This is a genomic window from Bradyrhizobium sp. UFLA05-112, assembly GCF_053572325.1.
On sequence record NZ_JBANBK010000064.1, the window covers coordinates 38648 to 50322 of the forward strand.

The 11675-nt window shown below is 63.6% G+C and carries 14 protein-coding genes; 7 read left to right on the forward strand and 7 right to left on the reverse strand.

Annotated features, from left to right (window positions below):
- Positions 1–129 precede the first annotated feature (129 nt).
- Positions 130–471 (reverse strand): hypothetical protein, encoded by a 342-nt coding sequence (locus SO180_RS30095; protein WP_449382453.1) that lies wholly within the window; start codon positions 469–471, stop codon positions 130–132.
- Between SO180_RS30095 and SO180_RS30100 the strand changes: the two genes are divergently transcribed.
- Complete coding sequence (locus tag SO180_RS30100; protein WP_449382454.1) at positions 470–1477, forward strand: RluA family pseudouridine synthase; 1008 nt, start codon at positions 470–472, stop codon at positions 1475–1477. The genes SO180_RS30095 and SO180_RS30100 overlap by 2 nt on opposite strands.
- Positions 1478–1693: 216 nt before the next feature.
- The gene (gene rpoH, locus SO180_RS30105; protein ID WP_449382455.1) at positions 1694–2593 is read left to right on the forward strand and encodes an RNA polymerase sigma factor RpoH; all 900 of its coding nucleotides are present in this window, start codon (positions 1694–1696) and stop codon (positions 2591–2593) included.
- Positions 2594–3098: 505 nt separating this feature from the next.
- Here rpoH and SO180_RS30110 read toward each other — a convergent pair.
- The 4 genes from SO180_RS30110 to SO180_RS30125 form a co-directional block, all read right to left on the reverse strand.
- Positions 3099–3722 carry a peptidoglycan recognition protein family protein gene (locus SO180_RS30110; protein ID WP_449382456.1) on the reverse strand — a complete coding sequence of 208 codons (624 nt, stop codon included), beginning with the start codon at positions 3720–3722 and terminating at the stop codon, positions 3099–3101.
- 39 nt (positions 3723–3761) lie between these two features.
- Positions 3762–4982, reverse strand: a complete 1221-nt coding sequence (locus SO180_RS30115) for a GGDEF domain-containing protein (RefSeq protein ID WP_449382457.1) — start codon at positions 4980–4982, stop codon at positions 3762–3764.
- A gap of 610 nt (positions 4983–5592) precedes the next feature.
- Positions 5593–6204, reverse strand: a complete 612-nt coding sequence (locus tag SO180_RS30120) for a LysE family translocator (RefSeq protein ID WP_449382458.1) — start codon at positions 6202–6204, stop codon at positions 5593–5595.
- 53 nt (positions 6205–6257) lie between these two features.
- On the reverse strand, positions 6258–6632 hold the full coding sequence (locus tag SO180_RS30125) for a response regulator (RefSeq protein ID WP_449382459.1): 375 nt from the start codon (positions 6630–6632) through the stop codon (positions 6258–6260).
- A gap of 127 nt (positions 6633–6759) precedes the next feature.
- On the opposite strand from SO180_RS30125, the gene SO180_RS30130 reads away from it, so the two are divergent.
- Complete coding sequence (locus tag SO180_RS30130; protein WP_449382460.1) at positions 6760–7590, forward strand: SDR family NAD(P)-dependent oxidoreductase; 831 nt, start codon at positions 6760–6762, stop codon at positions 7588–7590.
- Positions 7591–7864: 274 nt separating this feature from the next.
- Here the strand turns inward: SO180_RS30130 and SO180_RS30135 are convergent, their stop codons facing one another.
- Positions 7865–8671 (reverse strand): lytic murein transglycosylase, encoded by an 807-nt coding sequence (locus SO180_RS30135; protein ID WP_449382461.1) that lies wholly within the window; start codon positions 8669–8671, stop codon positions 7865–7867.
- 226 nt (positions 8672–8897) lie between these two features.
- Here SO180_RS30135 and SO180_RS30140 point away from each other — a divergent pair, with 226 nt between their 5' ends.
- From SO180_RS30140 to SO180_RS30150, 3 genes are all read left to right on the forward strand, one after another.
- Positions 8898–9782 (forward strand): OmpA family protein, encoded by an 885-nt coding sequence (locus SO180_RS30140; protein ID WP_449382462.1) that lies wholly within the window; start codon positions 8898–8900, stop codon positions 9780–9782.
- A 143-nt stretch (positions 9783–9925) separates the two neighbouring features.
- Positions 9926–10267 carry a hypothetical protein gene (locus tag SO180_RS30145; RefSeq protein ID WP_449382467.1) on the forward strand — a complete coding sequence of 114 codons (342 nt, stop codon included), beginning with the start codon at positions 9926–9928 and terminating at the stop codon, positions 10265–10267.
- Between the two features lie 477 nt (positions 10268–10744).
- Positions 10745–10981: a hypothetical protein gene (locus SO180_RS30150; RefSeq protein ID WP_449382463.1), complete on the forward strand. Its 237-nt coding sequence runs from the start codon at positions 10745–10747 to the stop codon at positions 10979–10981.
- An 18-nt stretch (positions 10982–10999) separates the two neighbouring features.
- Here the strand turns inward: SO180_RS30150 and SO180_RS30155 are convergent, their stop codons facing one another.
- Positions 11000–11380: a thiol-disulfide oxidoreductase DCC family protein gene (locus SO180_RS30155; RefSeq protein ID WP_449382464.1), complete on the reverse strand. Its 381-nt coding sequence runs from the start codon at positions 11378–11380 to the stop codon at positions 11000–11002.
- Between SO180_RS30155 and SO180_RS30160 the strand changes: the two genes are divergently transcribed.
- Positions 11361–11582 carry a hypothetical protein gene (locus SO180_RS30160; RefSeq protein WP_449382465.1) on the forward strand — a complete coding sequence of 74 codons (222 nt, stop codon included), beginning with the start codon at positions 11361–11363 and terminating at the stop codon, positions 11580–11582. The two genes, SO180_RS30155 and SO180_RS30160, sit on opposite strands and share 20 nt — an antisense overlap.
- The last annotated feature ends 93 nt before the right edge of the window (positions 11583–11675 follow it).

Genomic DNA, 11675 nt, shown 5'->3' on the forward strand with positions numbered 1-11675 from the left:
AGACATTGTTGCGGCAAATCCCAGGCGACCATCTCGCTTTACGAGAGCGCGTTTTGCGCGCCCCGGGACGACGGTTTGAGGATGTGGCCGCTTCTCGAGCTTGCCTTGGCCGGCAGCGGCGAGCTCGCCTTACGGCTCGTTGGCAAATTTAAGCCGTCCTACCGGCTTCAGCGTGTGGGCGTCGAAGGTGCGGATTTCGGTGACCCCGCCGATATCGAGCGTCACCACCAGCCGATCGCCGGCAACCGCGGTCGACACGATCTTGGCGCCTTTCGGCACGGTGGCGGTGACGTCGCTCAACGCCTCGGTCGCCCTTCCCTCGGACTTGAAAAGGCGGTAGCCCACCGCGATCAGGACGGCGCAGATTGCCAGCGCCGTGGTCAACCCCGCGATCAGCATCATCCGCCGCACCCGCGCGAACAGCGCGGCTTGCTCGGAGGTCGGTTCGGGAACAGCGGTTTCGGTCGTCATGCAGAGCTCTGGGTCAGCGCAAAGGTTGGAGGTTGTCGTCGCCGGCGACGAGGGGTCGGCCCGGCTCGATCGGGTGCTGGCCGCCCGCCTGCCGGAGCTGTCGCGATCAAGGCTGAAAACCCTGATTCTGGCGGGCGCGGTGAGCCTCAAAGCCGCCGCGATCCGCGATCCCGCTTACCACGTCGCATCCGGCGATACGATCATAATCGACGTGCCGGAAGCCGCCCCCGCCGAGCCCATGGCTGAGGATATCGCGCTCGATATCGTGTTCGAGGACGACGACATCATCGTCATCAACAAACCGGCGGGCCTCGTCGTGCACCCGGCCGCCGGCCACGAGACGGGCACGCTGGTGAACGCGCTGATCGCCCATTGCGGCACCTCGCTGTCCGGCATCGGCGGAGTACGCCGGCCCGGCATCGTGCACCGGCTGGACAAGGACACTACCGGGCTGATGGTGGTCGCCAAGAACGACCTCGCCCACCAGTCGCTATCGGCGCAATTCGCCGACCATGGTCGCACCGGCGAAATGCGGCGTGGCTATCTCGCCTTTGCCTGGGGCGTGCCGAACCGGCAGCGCGGTACGGTCGATGCGCCGATCGACCGTCACCCGCATGCGCGGGAGAAAATGGCGGTGAGGCAAAGCGGCCGTGTAGCGGTGACGCATTGGGAGATCCTGGAGAGCTTTACCGGACGCGACGGCAAGCCGGTCGCCGCGCTGCTCGCCTGCGAGCTCGAGACTGGGCGCACCCACCAAATCCGCGTCCACCTCTCCCATATCGGCCACCCCCTGATGGGGGATGCCGTCTACAGCCCGCACTTCAAGACCAAGGCGAACCAGCTCGGGCCGGAATCGCAAGGCGCCCTCGCCGGCCTTGGCCGGCAGGCCCTGCATGCTTATCTGCTGGTAATTCAGCACCCGCGAAGCGGAGAACTCCTTCACTGGGAACAGCCTTTGCCGGAGGATTTGCTTCTCCTCGAAGGGAGACTAAAAGCGGCGCTATGACGCAGGCGACTTCAGAAAACCTTTACATTACAAAAAGTTATAGCAGCCACACGGGGACGTGACGTCAACAATCCTTCCCTAATTGCCTCCCGATGAGGTATATTGCGCCTGCGTTGAAAGATCGACGCGGAACATCGCAGCTCGACTGGCTTTAACCAAGCGGTCGTCTGCCTGGCCCGCCGCTATCGGGGGCCTGAACCTTTGGAGGGCGCAAGTATGGCCCGTGCAGCTACGTTGCCGGTTCTGAATGGAGAATCCGGCCTTTCCCGTTACCTCGCCGAGATCCGCAAATTCCCCATGCTGGAACCCCAGCAGGAGTACATGCTCGCCAAGCGTTGGCGCGAGCATGACGATCGGGACGCGGCGCATCAACTCGTCACCAGCCACCTCCGCCTCGTGGCCAAGATTGCCATGGGCTATCGCGGCTACGGCCTGCCGATCTCCGAGGTCGTCTCGGAAGGCAATGTCGGCCTGATGCAGGCGGTGAAGCGATTCGAGCCCGAAAAGGGTTTTCGTCTCGCCACCTACGCCATGTGGTGGATCAAGGCGTCGATTCAAGAGTACATCCTGCGTTCCTGGTCGCTCGTGAAGATGGGCACTACCGCGAACCAGAAGAAGCTGTTCTTCAACCTGCGCAAGGCGAAGAGCAAGATCTCGGCTCTGGACGAGGGTGATCTGCACCCCGACCAGGTGAAGCTGATCGCGAGCCGCCTCGGCGTCACCGATCAGGACGTCATCGACATGAACCGCCGCCTCGGCGGCGACGCGTCGCTGAACGCACCGATCCGCGACGACGGTGAGGCCGGCGAATGGCAGGACTGGCTGGTCGATACCTCGCCCAACCAGGAAGCCTTGATGGCCGAACACGAGGAATACGATCATCGCCGTGACGCCTTGAACGGCGCCATGGGCGTGCTCAACCCGCGTGAACGCCGCATCTTCGAGGCGCGGCGCCTTGCGGACGAGCCGATGACGCTGGAAGACCTCGCGGCCGAGTTCGGCGTCTCGCGCGAGCGCGTCCGCCAGATCGAGGTCCGCGCCTTCGAGAAGGTGCAGGCCGCGGTCAAGGGCACCATCGCGAAGCAGGAACAAGCAGCGCTGGAAGCCGCGCACTAAGCGCGAGACTTTCCGGCGCCAGAAATTGGCGGATCGAAGAGACCTAAAAGCCGGCGGCAACGCCGGCTTTTTTGTGTGTGGTGGAACGCGACCAATCTCGCGGTGTCATGCCCAGGTTTGACCGGGGCATCCAGTACGCCGCGGCCGCCGCGGCTTGTCGATTCAATCACGACCGTCTCGGAGTACTGGATCGCCCGGTCGAGCCGGGCGATGACGGCGGTGATTGTGGTTAGTAAAATGCCTGGAAATACTCCGCGAGCGAGTCCACCTCGCCCGGCGTCGCCAGTTGCACTGGCGCCGCCTAGTACGCTCGACCATGCGTCCATCGCGGCTATTTGCGCGACAGGTCAAACTCTTCGGTGCGCTCAGCGGCTCCCCACCGGCGACGGCCGGGCTACTTTGCATGGGGTTGTTTTCGACATTTTGGTCCGGACCCGCCCGCCGGGCCATCAAGCCAGGCGATGATGGCGTTACTTGCGCTCAACAAAACGCGCGAAGCTGGTCCCTATTCGCCCCACTCCCTCGCCAGGGTCGCGAGCCGGCAGCCTTCGCAGTAGCGGGCGTCCTTGAAGTCGATCCAGTTGTGCGCATAGACGTGGTCGAGCGGGATGGCGTAGCGTGCCCGCAGGACGGCCACGAGGATGCGCCATGCCGCAACCTGCGCCTCGGTCGGCCCCCTCGTCACATCCGGAAAATTGCCGGCGAACTCGACACCGATCGAGTTGTCGCGCACGACCCGATGGTAAGTCGCGGAGTTGTCGATGAAGGTGTTGTCGTTGCGATTGGCGCCATCGCCATGGGTCGGAACGAGGTTCTCAGGGACGGCCCAATAGACCGTTCCGTCGGTCTCGACCCATATCGTGACGCCGCGCCGCGTCGGGTTCTTCGATTGCGCAAGGGCACCCATGCGGGCCGATCCCGCAGGCCCCTCGGTCTGGTGCACGATGATGTTGTGCCAAGCATGGGCTGCCGCGACGTCGCCCCAGGGCGCGAGCCAGACCATGTTCAGGCCGGGAATCGTCGGCGTGCCCGACGAGCGCGCCAGTCTGGCAAGGTCGGGGTCGGTTGCGGCGGCCGGAGCCAGCAGTGCAAGCGCGGCGAGCAGCGCCGCGAGAAAGCGGGAAAGCATGAGGCGGGGCGGTCCGTTGCGTCTCCAGCCTAACATGCGTCAGGCGAATTTGCGTGCCGCTTCCGTTAGCAGCTGCAGCGCATCCGGCTGGAGCGGTGGCGCTGGATCGTAGATCGCGAAATCGTTCTTGCCGCTTTTCTTGGCGGCATAGAGCGCATGATCGGCGTTCGCCATCAGCCGGTCGGGAAATTGACCGATGCCGCGCTCCCACTGCGCGATGCCGATCGAGACCGCGATCGGAATCTCGCCTCCTGCGCAGGTCTCGGCATCCCTGCGGCAAACGTCCAGCACGCGGCGGGCAATCAGCGCGCCCTCGGTCTGCGTCGAGGACGGCAGCACGATACAGAACTCGTCGCCACCGGTGCGGGCGAGCATGTCGCCAGGCCTGAGGCGCGTCTGCGCCATCAAGGTGAAATGCTGCAGGCAGGCATCGCCCGCAGCATGTCCATGGGTGTCGTTGATGGCCTTGAAGCCGTCGAGATCGATGACCAGCAGCGAGAACGGCTTGCCGCTGCGCTCCGAGCGGGCACACTCTTCGGTGAGGCGCTGCAACAGGTGCCGCCGGTTGGCGACACCCGTGAGATCGTCGAGTAGCGCGAGATCGGCGACCTCGTTGCGCAGGCGCTCGATTGCCATCAACAGGCAGCCGAAATTCCAGGCCATCGCCAGGAATACCAGCACCAGGATCAACGCGGCCTGCAATCCGTTGAAATTGATCGCGGTGATGGCGCCGCCGAAGCCGAGCAGCGCGGCAACGGAGCGGATCAGATGCGCAGACAGCAGCATGAAGGCGACGATCGCGGCGAGCCGCGCGCCGGGATTTTCCCGGCCATCCTGCTTGCCGAGGAGAAGCGGCAGCACCATCACGATCGGCGTCGATTGTCCCAATGAATAAATCAGGACACGCGCGGGCATGTAGTCGATCACGACAAGGAATCCGGCGAGGCCGGCCGTGGTCAGCAGCGAGATCCCGATCGCCGTGCGCCAGGCCACCGGCTTGTTGTAGAATCGCGCCACGCCCATGCAGGCGAGCCAGGACGAGAAGATCATCAGCCCGCCGCCGGCAATCAACGGAAAGCGCGGATCCATCACGCCGCGCAGCATGGTGATGCCGGCACCGACCGCCGCGAGCACCGCGGCCGCCGTCCAGAACCGTGCCGCCTCGAACTTGGGATAGGCGTTGGCCACGTAGGCCCAGATGAGGCCCAGCGCCAGGAAATTGATGACGATGACGATCCAGAGTGTCGACACGCTCAGCATGGCGACTGCGAGACACGTGTCGTCTCGCCCTCTCCGTTTGGCAGCCGTCCGTCCATGACCATCCCCGTCTTGTTACGGAGGACAATGCGCGCGGCGCGCTTAACGGAGTCTCACCGCGATCTGCGAAAGCGCGCCCTTGGTTTTGGATTGATGAACGCCGCGCGCGTTGGCGGATCGTTAGCCATGCCGTGCGGGCATCTGGCGGACGGTTGCAGGCGGATTCGCGGACGGAAATCACCTATAAGAGCGTTTGAGCTGTGGATAACGTAATGACAGCGGCGTGACAGCGCGGGGCAGGCGCCCGCGAATCTGCTGAGTTTGGCGTCGAGGATGTTGCGAGGCTGGCCCTCCGCCGAGCATCCCTCGTGTCGCGTTCCACCATTAACCCTTGAGAGGATACTATGGCTAAGAAAGCGAAGAAGGCGAAGAAGGCGAAGAAGGCCAAGAAGGCGAAGAAGAAGTAACGCTACTTCTTGTTCTGCCCGGGTGGAGCCTCGCTCCGCCCGGGCATCAGATCGGACGAGACGAAAAACAGCGGGCACAAGGCCCGCTTTTTCATTGGCTAAGCGTCGGCTGCTTCGCTCCCTTCTCCCTAAGGAAAGGCGAAGCGCTACCGCTCCGCGAACGCCAGTCTCGCGCCGAGCACAGAAAAACCGGCGGCAAAACTGCGGCGGAGCCAGGCCATCACACGAGGGCGGGAAATGACGCGCTCGCGGACGGAGGCGGCAAACAGGCCGTAGACCACGAACACGGCAAAGGTCATCGCCATGAAGACCCCGCTCAATTCCAGCATCCGCGCCAGCACATGCGCCTCATCAGCAGCAATGAACTGCGGCAGGAAAGCGAGGAAGAAGATCGAGAGCTTCGGATTGAGGATGTTGATCAAAAAGCCGGTGACAATCACCCGCCAGCTCGAACGCTCCTTGATCCGCCCCTCCACCGCCAGCGCCCCGGTTTCGCGCAGAGCCTGCCAGGACATGTAGAGCAGATAGACGACCCCGCACCATTTCAGCGTCGCAAAGGCGAGCGCGCTGGTGTGAAGCACGGCGGCGAGCCCAAGCATCGCCGCCGTCATATGCGGCACGATGCCGAGCGTGCAGCCGAAGGCAGCAGCGACGCTCGCCCGCGAGCCGCGTGTCAGGGCCGCAGCCAGCGTGTAGAGCACGCCGGTGCCAGGCGAAGCGACCACGATCAGGGATGTGAGCAGGAAGGGCCAGGTCATGGCCCGACCTTATCACCGCGGCTGACGGTGACAATACGACGCCTGAACGGCCGTCAGGAGAGCTGGGCGATCTCGGCCTCGCGCAGCACGTCGAGCGGTGCCCAGGGCTTCGCCCAGAACTTTGCACCATCCGGCAAGGACTGCGTCAGCGGACGTCCGGAGGTGACGACGACGTCCAGTCCCGGGTTGCGTTCCTTCGCGATGTGGGCAAGCTCGACCCCGTCTGTGCGGCCGGCGAGCTGCACGTCGGTCATCAGGAAACACAGCGTACCCGCCGCCACGTCGAGAACGTGCCGGGCATCTTCGCCGCTTGCGCACTGGATGACGTGATAGCCGCTCTCTTCCAAGAGAAGGCTGAGCATCTCGCGCTGCATGGCATCATCCTCGACAATCAGCGCCACTGCACGAAATGGCCGGGCCTGTCCCATAGGCTGCTCCTGATATTGCTGGTCATGGGCCTAAGTATCGTAGGTTAAAAGAGGAACCGCGAATTGGTTCGGCTCCGGACCAAATATTGTAAGTAGTGTTCCCTTCTTTGAACCCATGGAGCCCACCATGACTGCGATCCGCGGTGCCGCCGCCATCACGGGAGCTGCGAGCGGCATTGGCCGCGCGCTAGCGATCGAGCTCTGCGAGCGCGGCTGCGATCTCGCGCTTGCTGACCGCGACGAGGCCGGACTGAAGGCGCTGGCCGCCGAGATCGGCGGCATAAGCAAGATCAGCGTGCATCGCGTCGATGTCGCAGAGCCGAGCGAGATCGCGCTGTTTGCAATCGAGGCGGTCGCGGCGCACCCCGAGCTCAACATCCTCGTCAACAATGCCGGCGTCGCGCTGCTGGGCTGGTTCGAGGAGATCGACCAGGCGCAGATGGAGTGGCTGTTCAACATCAATTTCTGGGGCGTGGTGCACGGCACGCGCGCCTTCCTGCCGCATCTGAAGGCAAGACCGGAGGCACATATCGTCAATCTGTCCTCCAGCTTCGGCATCATCGCCCCGCCGGGACAATCGGCCTATGCGGCAGCGAAGTTCGCGGTGCGCGGCTTTTCGGAGAGCCTACGCCATGAGCTTGAGGTCGCGGGGAGCCCAGTGAAGCTGTCGGTGGTGCACCCCGGCGGCATCGCCACCAATATCGTACGCAATTCGCGCACCGGCGTTGGCGTCACCGACAATACCCGCCGCGCGCAGTCGATCGAGTGGTTCGAGAATGCCGCGAAGACGACACCGAAAGCCGCCGCGCTGCGGATCATCAGGGGCATCGAGCGCAACGAGCGGCGCATCCTGATCGGCAACGACGCCCGCTTCATGGATCTCCTGCAACGCTTCCGGCCGGGGACGTATTGGAAGCCGTTGCAACGAAGGCTGGAGAAGATGGCGCAGGGGAAGTGAGCGAGTGGCGCGACGATAGTGCCACACGCACCATTGTCATTCCCCGCGAAAGCGGGGAATCCAGTACGCCGCGGCTTCGCCGTATCAGTCACCGCTCTGGAATACTGGATCGCCCGCCTTCGCGGGCGATGACAGTTAATCTCGTGGATGTCGCTTGCCACAAGGTTGTCATTGCGAGGAGCAAAGCGACAAAGCAATCCAGACTAACTCCGCGGAAAGAATCTGGATTGCTTCGCTGCGCTCACAATGATGGTGGTTGAGGCTAGCTGCGCCCTCACTGCCCCATCAGCCGATCGGCAAAATAGCCGATGGTCTTGCGATAGATCAGCGCCCTGTTCCACTCGCGCATGGCTTCGAAATTGGCGGTGCCTTCGCCATAGGGCTGGCCCATCTTGAAGCCGTTGGTGTGCAACAGGTTGGCGGTCGAGGCGAGCACGTCGGCGGCGCTGTGGCGGAGGTCGACGCGACCGTCGCCGTCGAAATCGACGCCGTACTTGATATAGGACGACGGCAGGAACTGCGTCTGCCCGATCTCGCCGGCATAGGCCCCGATCAGATCGCGCAGCGGCAGGTCGCCGCGCTGCACGATCTTGAGCGCAGCGAGCAGTTCGCCCTGGAACAGCTCGGTGCGTCGGCAATCATGTGCGAGAGTTGCGAGCGTGCGGATCACCGGCAGCTTGCCCATATCACCCTTGCCGAAATCACTCTCCAGCCCCCAGATCGCAACAAGGATCTGCCGGGGCACGCCGAATTGCTGCTCGATGCGCGAAAGCAGCGCGGCGTGGCGCTGGAGCAGCGCGCGGCCGCCATTGATGCGTCCGGGACCGACGCGGGTCGAAACATACTGCTCAAAGCTCTTGTTGAATGTGTAGCGCTGGCGCCGGTCGAAGGCGAGCACCGCGCCGTCCTCGGTCACCCCGCCGAAGGCTGCACTGGTCACGCTCGGCGAAACGCCGGCCGCCTGCGCCTCCGATGCCATGCTGGCGACGAAGCTGTTGAAATCGCCGCCGCAGCGAGCGGCCTTAGCCGAACCGCCGGCCACGAGAACAACGGATGCGATGGCCAGGCCCAGTCTCAGCATGTTGAAAGATTCCTCTCATCTTCGCGCGAAGCAGCGCGCGATCATGCCCGGGAACAGGACTTGCGTCAAAGCGGCGCACCAGCTCCGCGCCAGAACCAATCGCGCTGCGGCTGCGACTAATGCATTGCGCTTCCACCCGCCCTCCAAAACCGCACGAGATGCCCATGCCCATTCCGCGCCAGACGTTCGGATTGCCTGCCGTCGTTGTTCTGCTCTCTCTCTCGGCATGTCCGGCGCGACGCACGCGCAGACGCGCGATGTCACGGGTGCCCGAGACTATCCCGGCGTCGGCCGGTTCGCAGGCAGTGTGATCACGGGCTATGTAACAAAGGATTTCGACGCGACGCGGATGCAGGCAGCGGCATTCAGGGACGGCCAGCCCACCGACGCGCGGCGGCTGGATGGCCGCGTCGTCCGCATCGCCTACCGCACCAGTCCCGGCCCCTCGATCCTGGAAGTGTCCCGAAATTTCGAAACGCAACTTGCAAAGGCCGGCTTCGAGACCCTGCTCGCCTGCGATACCGATGCCTGCGGCGCCATTCCCTTCACGGAAAGCATCGATACGCTGCCGGTCCCGCAGATGTGGGTCGACGGCTTCAACTACCACTATTATGCAGGCCACAAGAGCGTCGCCGGCCGCGAGATCTATGCCAGCGTGATCGTCAGCCAGAACAACCAGGAAATTTTCGCACAGCTCACTGTCGCAGAGTTGGGGGCAATCGAGAACAAGATGGTCGATGCCGCCGCGATGGCGAAGGGCCTTGGCGAGGCCGGACACATCGCGCTCTACGGCATCTATTTCGATACGGACAAGGCCGTGCTCAAGCCCGAAAGCCGCCCGACGCTGGAGCAGATTGCAAAGCTGCTGACCAGCCAGCCGCAGCTCAACGTGTTCATTGTCGGGCACACCGACAGCCAGGGCGCCTACGACTATAATCTCGATCTGTCACGCCGCCGCGCCGAAGCGGTCGCGGCCGAGCTCGTGAAGAGTTTTCGTATCGCGCAGACCAGGCTGCGCACGGCAGGAGTCGGACTGCTCGCGCCAGTCGGCTCCAACGCGACGGACGCCGGCCGCGCCCTCAATCGCCGCGTGGAGCTGGTGGCGCCATGAAAACCGACCGACTTTCTCGTCATTCCGGGCTCGGCCCTTCGGGTTGCCCCGGAATGGCGAGCGCGAAACTCTGCCTCTAACGGCTTGATGCTTCGCGCGCCGGTGCTAACCTCGAACCACCGGTGCAGACAAAGCTGTACGTCATGCCCAACGACCAACAACCTGCTCACCCAACCCGCCCCGCGCTCCTGCGCGCGCCGCTGTTCCGCCTGCTCGCCATCAACCTCGCGATCGGCGCCTGTGCCGCGACGCTGCTTGTCGGCGGGCTGCTGCTCATCAATCCCGCGCACTTACGTGATCTCATCGTCGCCGACAGTTCGCCGGTCGTCGCGATTCTCCTCCTGCTCGGCTCCTTCCTCGTCACTTTCGGCTCGGCCGCGATGGGGACCGCCATCATGGCGCAAGGACGCAAGGAGAATGACGGCGGAGGCGGCGGCGGAAAGCTGCACCTGGCACCGCAGAAGCTGATCGACGAGGTGCGTTAGCGTGCATACGTAGCCGAATGCACCATTGACGTGCGATGGAACTGATGCAGTTCGCTGCCGCCCTACACAATCGCAGCGAGTTCCAATCGCGGCGTTGTGATCAGCATAGCTCAAGAGGCGAAGTTCGTTCGAATCAAACGTAAAACGCGAATGGCGATTAACTTATGTGGGTTGCACTCCCTGCGACATCGCCCTGTCACAATTTTATCTTGCCAACACATCGATCAGGCGATAGAGTTCTATTTTAGGTTGTTGTCCCTGCCAGCCCCGGGCGACGCTGAAGACCAAAAATAAACGGCGGGCTTTCCGGCCCGCCGTTTATTGAGGCTGAGGGCCGCACCAGACCTTACGCGGCGTTTGACGCTTCCATCTTGCAAGCAGTTTCGTCGATCGATGGCGCGGCCACGGGCGCCGCGCTCACCGCCTGCAGCCCGCAAAGCCATTTGACTATAGCGCGGTGATCGACGACAAGCCGCCATGGCCAAAAAACCCGGAACTAACCCCAAAGGCGAATTCGCCTTCTTCAACGTCGTCTATGAAGACGATTCCCAACGCTCCAACCGCCGCGTGCCTGCCGAATTGCTCAGCGGCCTCGATGGCGACGAACCCGCACGCGGCTTCATCCTAGAGCAGGACCGCGAGATCGCCGAAAAGTCCGGCCGGCCGGCGCTTGAGATCAAGCGGATCGAGCGCGTGGGGGCGAAGAAGAAATAGGCAGACATCGACCGGCGCTCACCAGCGCCCGCACCACTTGTTCCAGGCAAACAGCAGATCGGCAAACCGGTCATAGAAGAACCGCGTGAACGGCAGCGCCACGCAATTGCCGAACAGCGCCGCAAGCCACCTCTCGCCCGGCGTCAACTGCCACAGCGCAATCGCGACATCCGCGCCAACGACGAGCCGGCCGGCTTCATCGGTCGCGTGCAGGCGCCGCCTGATGTCGTCGAGCGAGGCGCCGAAGCGCGCCAGCGCATCGGGCTGTTCATTGATGTCCCTGAACTCGACCGTGCCCGCCCGCACCAGCGCGAGCAGCTTGTTGCGCTGCCAGTCGATGCCGGCATCGCAGACGGGGCAGCGGGTGTTGTACCAGACGGTGAAGTGGGAAGCCGACATTCGCGCCTACCAGGTTAATTGCTCAACATATTCAAACCAACGCTCCAACCGCCGTGTCCCCTCCGAGCTGCTCGGCGGCCTCGACGGCGACGAACCCGCGCGCAGCTTCATCAGGGAGCAGGACCGCGAGATCGCGGAGAAGAGCGGCTGCCCGCCGCTGGAGATCGAGCGGATCGAAAGGGTTGGAGCGAAGAAGAAGTAGGCTTCGGCTCCATCCACGTCATTGCGAGCGCAGCGAAGATTCCATGGGGAGTGGATAGCGACCGGGTCTGAGGCCAGACTGAGGTTGCTGAAT